The organism is Paraburkholderia sp. BL9I2N2 (genome assembly GCF_004339745.1).
Lineage (GTDB): Bacteria > Pseudomonadota > Gammaproteobacteria > Burkholderiales > Burkholderiaceae > Paraburkholderia.
In genome coordinates this window covers 783,692-800,528 of record NZ_SMGP01000002.1, presented here as the reverse complement: position 1 = coordinate 800,528, position 16,837 = coordinate 783,692, and the positions used below count along the sequence as shown (strand labels likewise).

Sequence of the window (16,837 nt, the reverse complement as noted above, 5' to 3'; positions counted from 1 at the left end):
GAACTTGATCCAGCACTCCCCGCCGAATCGCCAATCCTTGCCCAGCAAGGCTTTGAGGCCTGCTGGCATACCCGTTGCAAATAGAGAGTCACAAAACGAAAAAACACGTTGCAACCGGGACGCAGCAAAAAGATTCCGGCAGCAACAACAGTCTTCGTGAACCGCGTTCGGGGAAGTCCACGCGTTTTACGGGGTGCGGCGGGGTCAACGAAAACAGATGTCGATAAACAACGACACGGTGATCGATACGGGGTATCGGCCACTTGTGATCGTGACGAAGCAAAGCGTTGGCCTCGCCCCTTTTTTCCGTCCTCGTGACGGGCTTGAACGCCGCTCCGATACGCCTGTTTTTCAGGCGGCTGAAGACGGCACAAAACCGAAGTCAACTTTCACTCTACGGGGGTTAGCATGAAGAACATGATCCAGAAATTTCTGCGCGAAGAAGACGGTGTGGCAGCAATCGAATACGGCCTGCTGGCCGGCCTGATCGCAGTGGCGATCATCGCGACGGTGACGACGATGGGCACGAACCTGAAAGCCGTGTTCACGACCATCTCGACCAAGTTGGCCACCGCCGCGGCCTGACGCACTGCGTAGCAGCGGGTGCAAAGCCGATCGCCCGCCCTGCCTCGACGGTCCTTCGAGACAGGGTAGCGACGGCCCAGCGCTCAAAGAAACGACTCCAGAAGGGCAATTCGATCCTTGAAACGGAGCAGGCAATGAACGGGGTTCCCTTTCCGGTTGGACCGTGCGTGATGACACTGGTACTCGTCGCTGCACTGTGGGACATGCAAACGCGCCGGATTCCTAACTGGTTGGTGGCGACAGGATTGATCGTGGCGATACCGGTGCAGTGGTTCACGCACGGCGGTGTCGACGGAATGGCGATGTGGTTGGGCGGCCTGCTGGCCGGCGGCGCGATTTTCCTGCCGGGCTACGCGATGCGGCTGCTGGGCGCGGGCGACGTGAAGCTGATGGCGGCGATCGGCGCTTTCTGCGGCGCTTACGGCGCACTCGAAATAGGTTTGGCGACCTGCGTGATCGGTGGGATCGGGTCGCTCGCAATATGGCTTCGGCGTCGCCAGATGCGCGCCGGACTAAGCGGGGTGGCGGCATTGGTGATCAGCTGCGCGACGCCGGGAAACGGCGCGCTGCGAAGGTCGGGCAGTGTGGCTGAAAGCAGTGCGACGGGGACCATGCCCTACGGCGTCGCGATAGCAATAGGCAGCGCATGCGTGCTGTTCGCCAGCGTGTGACGGGTGCCGGGGCAGGACAAAATCGGGGGTTGAAAATGAAAAACGCGCGCGCTGTAACGATGCTGCTGATCGCGACGCTGGCAGGCCTCACCGCGGTGGTGTTCGCCTCGCGCTGGATGGTCTCGCAGTCGTCGAATGCCACGACCAAGGTCGTGGTGGCGGCATCCGATATCAATCTCGGTCAGCGGATCGGCCCGGACTTCCTCAAGCTCACCGACTGGCCGTCCAATAGCGTGCCGCCCGGTTCCTTCACCGACATCCAGAAACTCGACGGCCGCGTGCTGAAGGAAAGCCTGCTGCACGGCGAACCGATTCTCGAGGCGAAGCTCACGCCGGTCGGCACGCTCGGTGGCCTCTCGGCGGTGATCGGTGAAGGCAAGCGCGCCATCACGGTGCGCGTAAACGACGTGATCGGCGTGGCGGGCTTCGCGCTGCCGGGCAATTACGTCGACATCATCGTCAACACGCAGAAGGATGGCCGCGATCCTGGCGCAACGCGAGATCAGAACATTTCGAAGATCGTGCTCGAAAAGATTCTCGTGCTGGCCGTCGCGCAGGAAGTGGGTCGCGACGAAACCAAGCCGAAGGTGGTCGACGCGGTGACGCTCGAAGTGTCGCCGGAACAGGCCGAGAAGATCGACCTTGCACGCAGCATCGGCACGCTGTCGCTGGTGTTGCGCAACCAGATCGATCCGAAAGCGATCGACACCGCCGGCGCCACCAAGGCCAGCCTGCTGCAAACGCCGGTCGCCGTGGTGCCCGCACCCGAGCCGAAGCCGGTGCGCATCGTGCGCAAGGTGGCGGCGCATGCGCCGGCCAACTGCGTGCGAGTGCTCGACGGCGCCGACGCAAGACAAGAATGCTTTTGACAGGCTCGAGCCTGCAAGCCGCGACCGATGCGTGACTGACATCCAGACCGGCACGCAAAAAAAGCGGCATATAACGGGGGTAGGACATGAACGCCATAACGACTCAGCGCGCTAGCGCGCCGCAGCACCCGCGCGGCGAGCGCGAAGCGAATCCGCGCTCGCCGCGCGGGCGCACGCGGATCGCCGAAGCCTGCACCTGTTTGCTGCTGGGCATGTACCTGACGATGCTGCCGGTGGCGCAAGCGGCCGGCCAGAACGCCGCCGCGGGCGTGCCGGGCCTGCCGGACGTGCCGCTCACGTTGGCGTCGAATGGTTCGGTGCGTCTGACCATCGCCGCGAGCGGCATGGGCGCGGGCCCTTCGTCAGGCGGCGCGCAGCAAGGCAGCCGCGGACCGAATTGCAGCGGCCCGGTCGCCGAACATAGCTCGGTGACGATCCCGGTCGGCAAATCCGCGATGGTCGATGTGCGCGAACCGGTGAAGAGCCGCACCGTCGGCAATCCGTCGGTCGTGCAGGCCATGCTCGTTTCCCCGCAAACACTTTATCTGCTCGGCTCCGACGTCGGCACCACCAACATGATCGTGCAAGGCCGCAGCGGCTCCTGCACGATCATCGACGTGAGCGTCGGCGCGGACCCGGGCGGGCTGCAACAAACTCTCGCCGCGCTGATGCCCGAGGAAACCGGCATTCAGGTGAAGGCCGCCGCCGATACGCTGGTGCTGACCGGCACGGTCACCGATGCGGTCAAGGCCGAACGCGTGCTCGAACTGGCGCGCGCCTTCGTGTCCCGTCCCACCACCGCCTTGCAAGGCGCCGCACCGATGGGCAACGGCCCCTTGCCGGTCGGCGCCGCGCCGCGCGCGATGGGCATGCCGGCGCCGTCGCTCGGCAGCGCGGGCGGCGAACGCATCATCAACATGATGCATGTGGCTGCGCCGCAGCAGGTCATGCTCGAAGTGAAGGTCGCCGAAGTCTCGAAGACGCTGATCGACCAGCTCGGTATGGCGGCCAACATCAACGGCGGCATCGGCAGCTGGAGCTTCGGCTTGCTGGCCAATTACCTGTCGGGCGGACTCAGCGCGCTGACCGCATCGAAAGCGAACAACTCGCCGCTCAGGATGGCCATCGACGCGCAGAAAACCGATCAGCTCGTGAAGATCCTCGCCGAGCCGAACCTGATCGCGATCAGCGGCCAGGAAGCGAGTTTCCTCGCGGGCGGCAAAGTCTATATTCCGGTGCCGCAAAGCAACGGCGCGGGCGGCACGACCATCGTGCTGCAGGAAGAACAGTACGGTGTCGGCCTGACCTTCACGCCGACCGTGCTCGAAGGCGGCCGCATCAACCTGAAGGTGGCGCCGGAAGTGTCCGAACTTTCGTCCACCGGCGTGGTGGTCAGCGCCGGCAACTCGAACACGACCTCAATCCTGCCGCTGATCACGACGCGGCGCGCCTCCACCACGCTGCAGGTGTTCGACGGCCAGAGCTTCGCGATCGGCGGCCTGCTGAAGAGCAACGTGACCGGCACGATCAAGGGCTTGCCCGGCGCCGCGGAATTGCCCGTGCTCGGCGCGCTGTTCCGCAGCACCAGCTACGAGCAGGACAAGACCGAACTGGTGTTCGTCGTGACGCCGCGTCTCGCCAAACCGCTGCCGGAGCACTATCCGCTGCCGACCGACCACTTCGGCGACGCCAGCGAAGCGAACGTGTACCTGACCGGCCACATGGAAGGCGAGAAGCGCGCCGCGCCAGCTGCGGGGGCTTCGGCACCGGCACCGGCGCCGGCACCCGTGCCGGTTCCCGCACCCGCACCGAGCGCGGCTGCGTCGGTGGCTGTGATCCCGGCCGCGCCGGAAACCAGCGACTCACACGCCTCGCAGTAACGCGCGGCCTACCGGAGATCGACATGACAAACACCAAGACACTGATCCGCACGGCGCTGTGCGCCGGCTTGAGCGCCGCGCTCGCCGGCTGCCTGAGCTCGACGCCGCACTGGGACGCGACGTTCGGCGACTCGGTCAACCAGATCAAGGAAATGCAGACGCTCAATCCCAATGCCTCGGCCAATAACGATCCGGTTGCGGGTATCGACGGCACGGCGGCCGCCGCGGCGCAGAAGAGCTACGCCAAATCGTTTACCGCGCCGCCCCCGCCGACCAATGCCTTTACGATCGGCGTCGGCTCATCGAACGGGTATTGAAGCGACACAACCAGGCGGCTCGGTTTAGCGCCAGCGGAGACTGACCATGATCGACACCCTTCTGATTTCGTCCAGCGCCGAGCGCGCGCCGCAGATCGCGGCGCGTCTCGAGGCAAGCGGCATCGCGTTTCGTCTGCGTACGCTGCACGGTACAGCGAAGCAGTTGCGCGTGCACGCCGCGGCGATCAAGAGCGCCGATCTGCTGATCGTCGACGACGCCGACCTGACGCCGCGTGATCTGAGCGGCGTCGAGGAGGTGCTGTCCCACCTCCCGCATCTGCATTGCATGCTGGTGACCCCGGCGCCGTCGACCACGCTGCTGATGGCGGCGATGCGCGTCGGCGTGCGGCACGTGCTGTCCTGGCCGCTCGACGACCGCGAGATCGCCGACGCGCTCGCCCACGTCTCGGCGAAGAAACACGCCGGCGTGCGTCGCGACGGCCGCGTGGTGTCGTTCACGTCCTGCAAGGGCGGCAGCGGCACCACCCTGATCGCCGTGAATCTCGCTTACGCGCTGGCCGCCTTGCGCGACAAGCGCGTGCTGTTGATCGACCTGAACCAGCAATTCGCCGACGCGAGCTTGCTGGTCGCCGACAAAGCGCCGCCTGCCACGCTCGCGGACCTGTGCTCGCAGATCGACCGGCTCGACGCCGCTTTCTTTGAATCTTGCGTGATGCACGTGCACGCGAATCTCGACGTGCTGGCCGGCGCGGGCGATCCGGTCAAATCGGGCGAATTGCGCGCCGCGCATCTCGAACGGATTCTTACGCTGGTGCGCGAGCAATACGACGCGGTGCTGATCGACGTCGGCCAGAACATCAATCCGCTCGCAATCCACGCGCTCGATCATAGCGACTCGATCTGCATGGTGGTGCGGCAGAACATTCTGTACCTGCATGCGGGCCGCCGCATGCTCGACATTTTCAAGGAGCTCGGCTATCCGGCGAGCAAGTTGAAAGTGATCGTCAACCAGTACGACAAGAATGCGCGCATCAACCTTGCGACGCTCGAAGAAACGTTCGGCGCGAAAGTCGCGCATCACTTGCCGCGCGATGAGAAGCAGGCCACCGAGGCGTTGAATCACGGCGTGCCGCTCGTCACCGGCGCGAAGGGCGGCGCGCTCGCCCAGGGCATCTCGCAACTGGCCGCGTTGCTGTGGCCGTTGCCGGTTGCGGAGCGCAAGAGCGTGCTCGGGCGTCTGTTCGCCAGCCGGCCCAATTCGCCGCCGCAGTTGAAGCCCGGACACTGAGCCGCCTGAATCCGTTCAAGCCCGGTTGCCATCGAAAAGAATGCGGAGAGCACCATGTCATTGCGCGAACAGTTGATGATCCAGAGCGGCACGTTGTCGTTCGACAGCGCCAGTCCCGCGACGGCGGCAGCCGGCGCGGCCGCCGACAGCCTCGCGGCGCGGCGCGCGTATCAGCAGCTCAAGATGAACATTCATCAGGCGATTATCGACCGGGTGGAGCTCGACAAGCTGCAACGCCTGTCGCCCGAGCAGATCAAGCGCGAACTGGCGCAACTGGTGGAGCGGATCGTCGACGAAGACAAGATCCCGATGAACGAACTCGAGCGCCGCCGTCTTGCCCAGGACGTGCACGACGAAATGGTCGGCCTCGGCCCGCTCGAACCGCTGCTCAACGACCCGACCATCTCCGACATTCTGGTCAACACGTCGCAGCACGTGTATGTGGAACGGCGCGGCCGCCTCGAACATACGGACGTGACCTTCTACGACGACGCGCATCTGATGAAGATCATCGAGCGCATCGTTTCGCGCGTGGGCCGCCGGATCGACGAATCCACGCCGATGGTCGACGCGCGCCTGCCTGACGGCTCGCGTGTCAACGCGATCATTCCGCCGTCCGCGATCGACGGCCCGCTGGTGTCGATTCGCCGCTTCGCGGTGAATCCGCTCACGGTCACCGACATGGTGAACAACCAGAGCTTCACGCCCGCGATGGCGCAACTGCTCGAAGCGCTGATCAAATCGAAGCTGAACGTGCTGATTTCCGGCGGCACGGGCAGCGGCAAAACCACGCTGCTCAACCTGCTCTCCGGCTTCATTCCGGAAGACGAGCGGGTCGTGACGATCGAAGACGCGGCCGAATTGCAGATGCGCCAGCAGCACGTGCTGCGGCTCGAAACGCGGCCGCCGAATATCGAAGGCAAGGGCGAAATCTCGCAGCGCTCGCTGGTGCGCAACGCGCTGCGAATGCGCCCCGACCGTATCGTGCTCGGCGAAGTGCGCGGCGCCGAAGCGCTCGACATGCTGCACGCCATGAACACCGGCCACGAAGGTTCGATGGCGACGCTGCACGCGAACACGCCGCGCGACGCGCTCACGCGTCTAGAGAACATGGTCGGCATGGCGGGTCTGCCGATGCCGATCAAGGCGATCCGTCAGCAGATCGCTTCGGCGATCACGGTGGTGGTACAGGCCTCGCGTCTGACCGACGGGCGCCGCAAGCTGATGAGCATTCAGGAAATCACCGGCATGGAAGGCGACATCATCAACATGCAGGAGATCTTCACGTTCAAGCGCACCGGCGTCGACGAAAACGGCATGATCAAAGGCTATTTTTGCGCGAGCGGCGTGCGGCCGAAATTCTGCGAGCGGCTGGCGGGCTTCGGCATCGTGCTGCCGGACCAGATGTTCGATCCGGCACGGCGTTTCGAAGTATGAACGCGCAACGGGTGTGAGGAGAGGGACATGAACACGTCGTTTATCGGTTTTGCGGTGCTCGCGTTTCTCGCGGTCGTGCTCGCCATCGAGGCCGTCTATCTGTTCTGGAGCAGCCATCACGGCAAGGACGTCAAACGCATGGACGAGCGCATTCGCGCGCTCTCCGCGGGTGGCAACGTGAGCAGCCAACAGCTCTCGATTCTCAAGCAGCGCATGCTGAGCGAGTCGCCGTTCGTCACGAACCTGCTACTGCGCATGCCGCGTGTGCATGCGCTCGACCGGCAGTTGCAGCAGTCCGGGCTGAAGTGGTCGGTGGCGCGCTTCATCACTTACACGTTGCTGTGCGGACTCGCGGGCGCTTTTGCCGGTTTCGTGTTGCACGTGCCAGTGCCGGTCATGAGCGTGCTCGCCGTCGTGGCCTGCCTGCTGCCGGTCACGATTCTGCGCCGCAACCGCACCAAACGCGTGCTGCAACTCGAGCGGCAGTTGCCCGATGCGGCCGATCTGATCGCTCGCGCACTGCGTGCCGGGCATTCCTTTCCCGCCGCGCTCGGCATGGTCGGCGAGGAGTTGCCCGAACCGCTCGGCGGCGAATTCGCGCTGGTGTTCGACGAGATCAACTACGGCGTTTCGATGAACGACGCGCTCCTGAACATGGTGAGCCGCGTGCCGGTCGAGGACCTGCGCTACTTCGTGATCGCCGTGCTGATCCAGCGTGAGGCGGGCGGCAATCTGGCGGAGATTCTGGGTTCCATCGCCGGCATCATTCGCGAGCGGCTCAAGCTGCTCGGCAAGGTGCGGGTGTTGTCGGCGGAAGGACGCCTGTCGGCCTGGGTGCTCGGCGTGTTGCCGTTCGCCATTCTTGGGCTGCTGACGGTGCTCAATCCGGGCTACATCAGTGTGTTCTGGACGGACCCGGCCGGCGTGCAACTCGCCGGCGTGGCGATAACGATGATGCTGTTCGGCATCCTGTGGATGCGCAAAGTCGTGCGCATCCATATCTAGACCACTGCTTTCGACACGAGGAGCGCGGGCCCTGCCCGCAGATCATGAAAATAGAACAGATCGTGCTGCTGGGGGTGATGTTCCTGATCGTGTTCGGCGCGGCGCTGAAGGCGATGTCACTGCTGCGCCCCGATCCTGTGCAACGGCGCATCGAGGAACTCGGGCAGCCCGACGTCGCCAGCGAAAGGGACGCCGGCGCACAGAAGAACTGGGTCGAGACGGTCACGAAGATGTCCGAGCGGGTCGCCAAACTGTCGCTGCCGAAAGAGGACTGGGACAAATCGGCGCTGCGTCTGCGCTTCGCGAATGCGGGCATCCGCACACCGTCTGCGCCGGCGATCTATTTCGCCGCCAAGACCGTGCTGGCGCTCGCGCTGCCGGCCATCGCGCTGATCTGTTTCGGCAACGCCTTCGAAGCTGGTCAGCGCATCTATCTGCTGCTGACGGTGCTGGCCGCGTCGGCGCTCGGCTTCTACCTGCCGAACCTCGTGATGACGCGGCTCGTCGAAAGCCGGCAGCGCAAGCTGTTCGAAGATTTGCCCGACGCGCTCGATCTGATGACCGTGTGCGTGGAAGCGGGTCTCGGCCTCGACGCGGCGATGATGCGCGTCACTCAGGAAATCGGCGTGAGGAGCCACGCGCTCAAAGACGAGCTCGACATGGTGCTGCTGGAACTGCGCGCCGGCTCGGGGCGCGACAAGGCCTTGCGCAACCTGTCGTTGCGCACCGGCGTGGAAGATATCGACACGCTCGCCGCGATGCTGATTCAGGCTGACCGCTTTGGCACCAGCGTGGGCGACTCGCTCCGTGTTTATACCGACAACTTGCGCACCAAACGGCGCTTGCGCGCGGAAGAGCAGGCTGCGAAGATCGCTTTGAAACTCCTGTTTCCGCTGATGTTTTTTATTTTCCCAACGCTGCTGGCTGTGCTGGTCGGTCCGTCAGCGATCCAGGTCATGCGTCAGCTGTTCCCGGCCATCAACGGCATCTCGGGTGGTTGAACGCCAGGCATTCACTGGGGAATCACATGTTTGCATCCAGCCCGTTTCCTGATCTGATGAATCACGCAAGCATCTGGCTGCGCGCGTACGCGCTCGGGCTGGTGGTGATGGCCGCGGGCGCGGCGCTGGAACGGCGCTGGCCTGCCGTGATGCTGCAATCGCGCGCCGGGCAGCGTTTCAACGTGGCCTACGCGGGCGTGTATCTGGCGATGGTGGAAGCGATGAGGCCGTTGACTGCGGCGGCGAGCATTGCGATCGTGAATGCGCTCGGCGGCGGCATGGTGGTCCTGAATTCGCACGGGTTCGGCGCGTTGGCCTCGTTCGTGATCGTGCTGTTGACCATCGACGTGCTCGAATACGCGTTTCACCGCCTGCAGCACACGTGGCCCATGCTGTGGAAGCTGCATTCGCTGCACCATAGCGCGGTCGAGTTCAATGTCACGGTCACGTGGCGGCACCACTGGATCGAATCGCTCATCAAGGGCTGTCTGCTCTATCCGCTCGTCGGCGTGCTGTTCAAGGTCGAACCGTGGATTGTCGGTTTGACTTCGATCGTATTCATGTTCGGCAATTATTTCGCGCATCTGAATCTGCGCGTGGACCTCGGCCGCTACATCACGTGGGTTAACAATCCGCAATATCACCGCCTGCATCATTCGAACCGCACTGAGCATTTCGACCATAACTTCACGCAACTGCTGCCGCTGTGGGATCACCTGTTCGACACGCAGTGGGTGCCGGCCCGAGAGGAGTGGCCGGCTACCGGTCTCGACGACGGCGCGCAACCGCGTTCGCTGCTGGAAGCATTCTGCTGGCCGCTGCGCCTGCACGCCGAGCGCGGCACGGGGCTCGGCGGCAAGCCGGTGCCGCTGCTGGACAAGGAGACGAAATGAAAGCCGCTCGCCAGAAGTCCACCTTTAGCGCAGTGGCGCGCGCGGGCAAGCGCGGACCTGCGCGCAAGCAGCGCGGCGCCGCCACGATCGAGTTCGCGTTGGTCGCGCCGCTGCTGTTTCTGCTGCTGTGCATCGCCATGGATCTCGGCGTCGCGCTGTGGGTCAATCTGACCATGCAATACGCGGTGAGGGAAGGCGCGCGTTATTCGGTAACGGGGCAAACCAACCTCGACCCGAACGCGACCAACCAGCAGCGTTACCTGGCCGTCGTGCAGGAGATCAAGGACAGCTCGATGGGTCTCTATTCACTCGTCTCGCCGAGTTACGTGATCACCATCAATGGCGCGAGCCAGACCTACAACACGCAGACGAGTTACAGCACCGGCATGTTCGGTAATCCCGGCGATATCGTGGTGTTGCAGATCAACTGCATCTGGCCGCTTCTCACGCCGCTGGTCAAGCCGTTCTTCGCCAACGGCAATTTCAGCTTCAGCGTCGCGGCGACGATGCGCAACGAGGGCTTCTGACATGCGTACACGTTCCTTGCGAAGCCGCCGCGCGTCCAAAGGCATCGTCAGCGTGGAAATGGCGTTGTTGCTGCCGATGCTGGTGGCGCTCGCGCTGCCGGTGTATGACATTGCGCGCAACGTCCAGGCACAGATGATTCTGATCAACGTGAGCCGCGAAGGCGCGAGCCTGTCTTCGCGCGCGTCGCTCACGTTTCCGATGCAGACCATCATGTCCTCGCTCACATCGACCACGCCGCCGCTGAACATGAACGCCAACGGCATGATCTACATCACCGAGATCATGGGTAACAACAACTGCGACAGCAGCGGCAACAATTGCACGGGCGTGGTGGTCGCGCAGTATCGCTGGAACGGCGGCAATTACTATCCGGCGAGCCAGTTATGGAATTGCGGCAACGCCGGCACGCGCTGGGCGACGGACGGCACCGGCAGTTGCAGTGGCATTCCAGCCGCGGGGAAGACGTCGCCGGTGGTAAACCTGCTGCAAGGCAAGCTCTCCGACGGCCAGATCGCTTACGTGGTCGAGGCGTTCTATCTGCAGACGCCACTGATCGGTTCGCTGGATCTCGGCGGCGGCTTCACGACACCTGCGCTCTCGCCGAATCTCTACGCAATGACGGTGTTCTGACCCGGCGAACAGCCGAGCCAAATAAAAAAAACGCAGGACCGGGGGTAGTAATGAAAACAACAGCGGCGTTCAGAAGACGGCAGAGGGGATCGGTCAGCATCATCGTGGCGGTGTCGCTGATCGCGTTGCTAGGCATCCTCGGTCTCGCGGTGGATTCCGGTTTCGGCTACATGATCAAGGCACGTCTGGATGCCGCCACCGACGGCGCGGTGATCGCGGCCGGCGAGGCGGTCACGCGCGGCAGCAACCAGACGGAGCAGACCAATAACGCACAGCAGGCGGCGACGGCCTTTTTCGCGGCGAACTATCCGGCGGGTTTTCTCGGCTCCAGCGTGACGGCGGGCACACCCTCGATCGTGTTCAACACCGGCGGCACGGTGACGATCGGCATGACCGCGCAGGCGAGCGTGCCGGTCAGCTTCACGAAGGTACTTGGATTCAAGGTGCTGAACGTGAGTTCGTCCTCGCAGGCGATTCGCAAGACGTTGGATATGGCGTTCGTGATCGATACCACGGGCTCGCTGAACACTTCCGGCGTGCCGGCCGCGGTGCGCTCGAATGCGGTGGCCTTCCTCAATAATTTCGATGTGACCAACGACCGTGTGGCGCTGATGCACTTCGCTTACGGCACCGTGGTCGACGTGCCGTTCAAAGGCAATACGCGCGGTTTCGATCGCGCGACGATGACCGCCGACATCAAAAAATACTCGTTCAATGGCAGCACCAATTCGGCCGAAGCGATCTGGAACGCGCGCAACCAGTTGAATACGGTGATCACGCAGCCGTCCAGCTTGCGGGTGATCGTGTTCTTCTCGGACGGCGCGCCGAACAGTTTCTCCTCTTTCTTCACGACCAATCAGAGCGGTTGCAACAATACCGCCGGCACGATCGCGAGCCCGGACAGCGCGGGCACGATGTCCGGGCTGTACAACATGAATTCGCTCAGCCAGCAGCTCGGTTCGCCGTGCTACCAGAGCAACGTGACCAAGCTCGTGACGGCCATGCCGAACTGGTACAACGCGCACGACAAGAACGAACAGGTCTTCCCGATCTGGCCCGTGACCGCGCCGCGCGCCGTGCCGAACGGCGACATCACGTATGTGAACGTCAACCGCGCGTCGCGCAATCTGCTCGAAGCGATGGCCGCGGCGGCGCGCGCCGAAGGCACCTACGTGTTCACGCTCGGTTACGGACCCGAACTGGTGCAGCCCGCCGGTCCGGACAACGAAATCGGCCAGGACGTGCTCAAGTGCATGGCGAACACCGCCGATTCGCCCTCGCGTTGCTACAACTCAAAACAGCCCGTCGGCGTGTACTGCTACGCCGCGACGCCAGCCGATCTGAAGCCGTGCTTTTCGCAACTGGCTTCGCAAATCCTTCGTATTTCCAAGTGAGCGCGCCATGACCCCGACGACACCTTTGCAAGACCTGCCACTCGCCGTCAGCGCGCAAGGCGCTTCGGCATCGAGCACCATGTCCGCCGATTCGGGCAGCGCGGCCGGCCTGCGCCACGCGCTGGTGGAGGTGGTTGCGCGCGCGGGCGCCGCGCTCATGCTGAGTCTGTTTGCCTACGCTGCGATCACGCAATGGCGCGCGGCGCCGTCGCGGATCACGCTGTTATTGCTGGTGGTCGCCGCTTGCTTCACGGTGGGCTTGTCGCTCTTCACGCGGGTGCCGATGAAACGCGACTGGCGGCCGTTCGCCTTCATTTGCTCGATGGGCGGTACGTACTACTTTCTCGCCGTGCGTCTCGCGCCCGGCGCGCAGCTCGTGCCGGAGACCATCGGCGCAGCGCTGCAACTTTTGGGGATTTGCTGGCAGCTGTTCGCCAAGGCCTCGCTGCGCCGCTCGTTCGGCATCTTGCCGGCCAATCGCGGCGTCGTATCGCGTGGCGCCTATCGCTTCGTTCGGCATCCGATGTACCTCGGTTACTTCATCACCGACATCGGTTTTCTGCTGGTGAACTTCGGTCTGCAAAACCTGCTGGTGTACGGTTGTCAGTTCGCGTTGCAGGTCGGGCGCATCGTGCGCGAGGAGCAGCTTCTCTCGGCGGACGAAGGCTATCGTACCTACAAGGCCCGCGTGCGTTACCGCGTGATTCCGGGCCTGTTCTAGGCGTGTTCTAAGCAAGCCGTGCGCTGCGCACCGCCTTGCCGCCGACCAGGCAGACGACCAACGTCGCCATGACGAGCACGCACAAGGCGAGGCGCAGGCCGAGCAGGCCCGCGCCGAGGCCGATCAACGGCGGCCCGACCAGGAAGCCCGCATAACCGAAGGTGGCGGCCATCGACACGCCGGTCGCCGGCGTGAGCGTCGAGCGGCCCGCCGCGCTGAAAATCACCGGAACGATATTCGCGAGGCCGACACCAACCATCGCGAAGCCCACGCAAGCGGTGAAGACTGTCGGCCAGCTCAGCACGAGCGAAAGCCCGGCCACCGCGATCAGACCGCCCAGCGCAACGACCTTGCTCGAGCCGAAACGGCGCACGGACACATCGCCGACGATGCGGCACGCCGCCATCGAGAAGGCGAACGCGGAGTAGCCGATCGCGGCGACGCTGGCCTCGCGGTTCAATGCCGAGCGCAGATACACGGCGCTCCAGTCGGCGACCGCGCCTTCCACCAGCATGCAAAGGAACGCGAGCATCGCGAGCTTCATCACGGCTGACGAAGGCCACGCCAGGCCGCTCGACGCGGCAGCAGCTCTCGGACCCAGATCACGCAACGCGAGCACCGCGGCGGCGACGACCAGGACAGCGATGAACAGGTCCGGTATCAACAGGCCGCCGATCACGCCGGCACCGCCTTTCTGCAGCATTGCGCCCGTGGCGGCGCCGAGCAGGCCGCCCGCGCTCCAGGCCGCATGAAACGACGACATGATCGGCGCGTGCCACTGCGTTTCGATCGTGCTGGCGTGACCGTTCATGGAGACGTCGAGCGCGCCGTTCGCCGCGCCGAGCAGAAACAGCACGACGCACAGCGCCGCCATGCCCGGTGCCAGGGCGGGTAGCGGCAGCGCGATGACGAATGCCGCGCCGAGCAGCGCGGTGGCGCGGCCACTGCCGAAGCGCGGCGCCAGTTGTCCCGCCAGCGGCATCGCGACAATGGCGCCGAGCGCGAAGGCGAACAGCGCGATCCCGAGCGAGGCATCGCCCAGCGCCAGGCTTTCCTTGATGCGCGGGACTTCGACGGCCCACGCGCCGATGCCGAAGCCGTTGGCGAGAAACACGCCCAAGGTCGCGATGCGTTCCTTGACGGGCTTGATAGGGGCAGCAGCGGACGATGTCATGAGCGGGCCACCATCACGTTGTCGCAGACCGCTTCGAGGCTGGCGAGGCGCGCGGCGCTCACGTCGGCTTCGACGAACAGGTAGTCTACGGCGGAAGCGGGCGCCACCGAGAACGGCGCCGCCGTCATCAGCTTTTCCGAAGTCATGGCGATGGCGATCTGGCCGCTTGCCTTGAGCATCGCCCGTTTGAGTTCGGCATCTTCGGCGTCGAAGGCGGCGACACCTTCGTCCGCATCGAGCGCGCAGGCGCCGAGGAAACAGAGATCGGCGCGGATCTGCTGGATCTGCAGCAAGGCAGTTGCGCCGAGCGAGCCCGCCGCGCCGCGCGCGATCCGTCCGCCGACGAGAATCACCTCGAATCCCGGCCGGTTCAGCAGACGAGCGGCGGCCTCGGGTGAATTCGTCACGACGGTCAGGTCCGCGTTGTCGGGCAGCGCGTCGGCAATCGCGACGTTCGTCGAACCCGCATCCAGCAGGATGATCTGCTTCGAGCGGACGATCGACACCGCGGCGGCGGCGAGGCAGGCCTTGCGATCCACAGCTTCGCCCATGCGCACCGACGCGGGTTTGTCGGCCGGCGAGATCAGCAGGGCGCCGCCATAGACGCGCTTGCAATGGCCCTGATCGGCGAGATCACGCAGATGGCGTCGCACCGTGTGCTCCGAAGTCTGGAGTTCCGCCGCGAGTGCCGACGCCAGCACGCGCCCGTGCGCCCGCAGCCGCTCCAGAATCAGCTGTTCGCGCTGCTCGGGCAGCAGCCCGTCGATGGCTTCCTGTCGCGTTCGTTGCATGTCTTCACCTTGCTCGGTTTATGAAACGATCATAATCGAGCAAAATGTAGCGTAAACGTTCAAAGCCTGCAACGTGTTTGTGCAAGCCAAAGTCCGTTTCCGCGGAAACACGGGCCGGCTCACTGTTGCGCAGCCTCCGTCTGGACGACACCGGCGCGGCGCGAACCACGGCCGAAAATCGCGCGGTCGGCGAGCCACACCGCGAGCAGCGTGGCGCCCATCAACGGGAACACGATGCCGAGCAGCACGAGGCCGGTTTTCCAGCCGCGCATCGGCGGCGCGGCACGTTCGCGCGACGGTGCGCCGAGCGTGCGTTGCGGCCGCCGCTTCCACCACATCACACAGCCGGTGACGGCCATCGCCGCCAGCCCTAACGAAATCGCGGCGCAGAGAATCTGGTTGGCGACGCCGAAATAGCGGCCCATATGCAGCGACGTGCCGTACGACACGGCCTTCGACACCGCGCCGTAATCGGCATAGCGGATGTCCTTCAGGATTGCGCCGCTGTATTGCTCGATGTACAGCGTGCGTTCGTCTTTGGGATCGTCCGGGAAGTACGAGACGGTGTAGACGCCGGTCGAGGAAGCAGGCAGCACGATGTTGTAGCCGTCCGTCACGCCGAGCGAGGCCGCCAGTGCGACGACGCGGCCGAGCGGCAGCGGGTGTATCGCGGTTGCCTCATCGGAGCCGAAGTTGGTGTTGGCGTCGGAGTTTGGCACGCGTGTGTTGCCGACGGCCCAAGGCGTGAGCGGCAGAGGCAGGTCGTCCATGACCATGCCGGGCATCGAGTCCGTGTTGGCCGCTGGGGTGCCGTGGCCATTGTGTTCGGCGTGCTCATCTTGCGCCGTATCCGCTGCGCGCGTGTCCGCCGCGGAGGGCTGCTTGCCGCTCTTTCCAGGCATGGCGGATTGCAACGGCAAACCGCCCCACGAACCCGGCGGCGCGCCGAGATTCGCGGCGGTCGCGAGCGCCTTGAACTGCTTGCCCCATGAACCCGTCCACGGCAGTCCCGTCAATACGAACGCGAGCGCACCGAGCGCGAGCCAGATGCCCAACACGGCGTGGACGTTCTTCCACAGCGCGCGCCCCTTCAGCGTGAAGCGCGGCAACAGTGCCGCACGTGCGGTGGTTTTCTCGCGCGGCCACCACAACGCGACGCCGGTGCCGATCATCACGAGCGTCCAGCACGCGGCGAGTTCCATCAGCAACTCGCCGGGTTTGCCGAGCAGCAGCTTGCGATGAAGCATCCGGTCCACCTGCATGAAGCGCCGCTCGACGCTCAGCGTGCCCAGCACCGCGCCGGTGTAGGGATTCACATAGACGCTCTGCTTATCGCCGTCCGCGAGACGGAAGATGAATTCGGCACTGCGCTCCGGCGCGCTCGCGACGACCGCGGTCACTGCGACAGCATCCGGCGGCATGGCCGCACGCGCTCTCGCCAGCAGCGCGTCTTCGGGCAGCCTCGGTACGGCTTGCGGTGCGACGATCAGGCGCTGCGGATAAAGCAGCGGCTCGATTTGCGGCTGGAAGCAATACAGCGTGCCGGTGATCGCCAGCACGACCAGAAACGGCATCACGAAGAGGCCCGCATAAAAATGCCAGCGCCAGAGCGTCCGGTAGCCCGGATGGACCGCGGTGGTCGCTGGTGTGATTCTCCGAGCGTCGGTGGGAGCGGTGGTGGACATGAAAATC

General features: G+C 64.5%; 18 protein-coding genes. 15 read left to right on the top strand and 3 right to left on the bottom strand.

What is annotated here, in order from left to right; genetic code table 11:
• Positions 1-217: 217 nt before the first annotated feature.
• The 15 genes from B0G74_RS25530 (at position 218) to B0G74_RS25460 (ending at position 13,180) form a co-directional block, all read left to right on the top strand.
• Positions 218-412, top strand: a complete 195-nt coding sequence (locus B0G74_RS25530) for a hypothetical protein (protein ID WP_132377628.1) — start codon at positions 218-220, stop codon at positions 410-412.
• Positions 409-585 carry a Flp family type IVb pilin gene (locus B0G74_RS25525; RefSeq protein ID WP_132377627.1) on the top strand — a complete coding sequence of 59 codons (177 nt, stop codon included), beginning with the start codon at positions 409-411 and terminating at the stop codon, positions 583-585. The genes B0G74_RS25530 and B0G74_RS25525 overlap by 4 nt, the downstream gene beginning before the upstream one ends.
• Positions 586-719: 134 nt before the next feature.
• Positions 720-1,256 carry a prepilin peptidase gene (locus tag B0G74_RS25520; RefSeq protein ID WP_132377626.1) on the top strand — a complete coding sequence of 179 codons (537 nt, stop codon included), beginning with the start codon at positions 720-722 and terminating at the stop codon, positions 1,254-1,256.
• A gap of 35 nt (positions 1,257-1,291) precedes the next feature.
• Complete coding sequence (gene cpaB / locus B0G74_RS25515) at positions 1,292-2,125, top strand: Flp pilus assembly protein CpaB (RefSeq protein WP_132377625.1); 834 nt, start codon at positions 1,292-1,294, stop codon at positions 2,123-2,125.
• Positions 2,126-2,211: 86 nt separating this feature from the next.
• Positions 2,212-4,005 carry a type II and III secretion system protein family protein gene (locus tag B0G74_RS25510; RefSeq protein WP_132377624.1) on the top strand — a complete coding sequence of 598 codons (1,794 nt, stop codon included), beginning with the start codon at positions 2,212-2,214 and terminating at the stop codon, positions 4,003-4,005.
• Positions 4,006-4,028: 23 nt separating this feature from the next.
• Complete coding sequence (locus tag B0G74_RS25505) at positions 4,029-4,322, top strand: hypothetical protein (protein ID WP_132377623.1); 294 nt, start codon at positions 4,029-4,031, stop codon at positions 4,320-4,322.
• A 46-nt stretch (positions 4,323-4,368) separates the two neighbouring features.
• Positions 4,369-5,571, top strand: coding sequence for an AAA family ATPase (locus B0G74_RS25500; RefSeq protein WP_132377622.1), 1,203 nt, complete (start codon positions 4,369-4,371; stop codon positions 5,569-5,571).
• Between the two features lie 54 nt (positions 5,572-5,625).
• Positions 5,626-7,008 carry a CpaF family protein gene (locus B0G74_RS25495; protein WP_132377621.1) on the top strand — a complete coding sequence of 461 codons (1,383 nt, stop codon included), beginning with the start codon at positions 5,626-5,628 and terminating at the stop codon, positions 7,006-7,008.
• A 27-nt stretch (positions 7,009-7,035) separates the two neighbouring features.
• Positions 7,036-8,013: a type II secretion system F family protein gene (locus B0G74_RS25490; RefSeq protein WP_132377620.1), complete on the top strand. Its 978-nt coding sequence runs from the start codon at positions 7,036-7,038 to the stop codon at positions 8,011-8,013.
• Positions 8,014-8,057: 44 nt separating this feature from the next.
• The gene (locus B0G74_RS25485) at positions 8,058-9,014 is read left to right on the top strand and encodes a type II secretion system F family protein (protein WP_132377619.1); all 957 of its coding nucleotides are present in this window, start codon (positions 8,058-8,060) and stop codon (positions 9,012-9,014) included.
• Positions 9,015-9,040: 26 nt separating this feature from the next.
• Positions 9,041-9,907, top strand: a complete 867-nt coding sequence (locus B0G74_RS25480) for a sterol desaturase family protein (protein WP_132377618.1) — start codon at positions 9,041-9,043, stop codon at positions 9,905-9,907.
• The gene (locus B0G74_RS25475; RefSeq protein ID WP_132377617.1) at positions 9,904-10,434 is read left to right on the top strand and encodes a TadE/TadG family type IV pilus assembly protein; all 531 of its coding nucleotides are present in this window, start codon (positions 9,904-9,906) and stop codon (positions 10,432-10,434) included. Before B0G74_RS25480 ends, B0G74_RS25475 begins: the two co-directional genes overlap by 4 nt.
• 1 nt (position 10,435) lies before the next feature.
• Positions 10,436-11,065, top strand: coding sequence for a TadE/TadG family type IV pilus assembly protein (locus B0G74_RS25470; RefSeq protein ID WP_132377616.1), 630 nt, complete (start codon positions 10,436-10,438; stop codon positions 11,063-11,065).
• A gap of 50 nt (positions 11,066-11,115) precedes the next feature.
• Positions 11,116-12,459, top strand: coding sequence for a vWA domain-containing protein (locus tag B0G74_RS25465; protein WP_132377615.1), 1,344 nt, complete (start codon positions 11,116-11,118; stop codon positions 12,457-12,459).
• Positions 12,460-12,538: 79 nt separating this feature from the next.
• A complete protein-coding gene (locus tag B0G74_RS25460) occupies positions 12,539-13,180 on the top strand; it encodes an isoprenylcysteine carboxylmethyltransferase family protein (RefSeq protein WP_243658364.1) in 642 nt (213 codons plus the stop codon).
• 7 nt (positions 13,181-13,187) lie between these two features.
• On the opposite strand, the gene B0G74_RS25455 is transcribed toward B0G74_RS25460, so the two are convergent.
• From B0G74_RS25455 to B0G74_RS25445, 3 genes are all read right to left on the bottom strand, one after another.
• Positions 13,188-14,354 carry an MFS transporter gene (locus tag B0G74_RS25455; protein ID WP_132377613.1) on the bottom strand — a complete coding sequence of 389 codons (1,167 nt, stop codon included), beginning with the start codon at positions 14,352-14,354 and terminating at the stop codon, positions 13,188-13,190.
• Positions 14,351-15,145, bottom strand: coding sequence for a DeoR/GlpR family DNA-binding transcription regulator (locus tag B0G74_RS25450; RefSeq protein ID WP_132377612.1), 795 nt, complete (start codon positions 15,143-15,145; stop codon positions 14,351-14,353). Before B0G74_RS25450 ends, B0G74_RS25455 begins: the two co-directional genes overlap by 4 nt.
• Before the next feature lie 119 nt (positions 15,146-15,264).
• Positions 15,265-16,830: a PepSY domain-containing protein gene (locus B0G74_RS25445; protein WP_132377611.1), complete on the bottom strand. Its 1,566-nt coding sequence runs from the start codon at positions 16,828-16,830 to the stop codon at positions 15,265-15,267.
• Positions 16,831-16,837: the final 7 nt, after the last annotated feature.